The sequence below is a fragment of the Neisseria sp. P0009.S007 genome (assembly GCF_051962515.1).
This window is the reverse complement of the sequence record NZ_JBQCVF010000775.1, coordinates 1-769: the sequence shown is the minus strand read 5'-3', so window position 1 is coordinate 769 and position 769 is coordinate 1. Positions and strand designations below refer to the sequence as shown.

General features: G+C 49.0%; 1 protein-coding gene. It reads right to left on the bottom strand.

Annotation, left to right across the window (positions count from 1 at the left end; all coding sequences use genetic code 11):
- Positions 1–184: 184 nt before the first annotated feature.
- The coding region (locus tag ACTHS3_RS16285) for an ATP-binding protein (protein ID WP_440368544.1) at positions 185–769 on the bottom strand (585 nt) is incomplete at its 5' end.

The following is a 769-nucleotide window of genomic DNA, read 5'->3' as shown; positions in this document are numbered from 1 at the left end:
GCCTTTGCCATATTGTGTAGATTTTTTCATGACTTACCTTGTAATAATGTGTTCAGACGGCCTGAGGGGAGACTGTCTGAGTTTAGATTCGATATTTTATCAATAACCGTTATGGACGGCAAAATCCTGATGCTTTGTTTACTCTAGTTTTACTTAAACATAAAGATTCAGGCCGTCTGAAAAGTTAAAGGGCGCGACGGAAGCCGATGGCTTTCATCACATGGGTTTTGCTGACTTCTTCGTCGCCTGCCAAATCAGCCAGCGTACGGGCAACGCGCATGATGCGGTGGAAGCTTCGAGCGGAAAGGGACAGTTTTTCGAGCATGGTTCCCAAGGCTTCTTGCGCTTCTTTTTGGATGCGGGCTTTACCATCGAGCTCGCTGATACTCAGTTCGGCATTGACTTTGCCTTGTCTGTTGTATTGGATTTTGCGTGCGGCGGTAACGCGTTCCAATACTGTGGCACTGGATTCGCCTGCTTCTTGTTGCATCAATTCGGCAGCGGAAAGGCTGGGTACTTCGATGGTTAAATCAATACGGTCGAGCAATGGCCCTGAAATTTTGTTGCGGTAGCGGGCAACACTTTCAGGCGTGCAACGGCAAGGTTTGGACGGATGGCCAAGATAGCCACAAGGGCAGGGGTTCATGGCGGCGACAAGTTGGAACTTGGCCGGATAAACTGCTTGGCGTGCGGCGCGGGAAATATGGATTTCGCCGTTTTCCAAAGGTTCGCGCAATACTTCTAATACTTTACGGTCAAACTCGGGTAA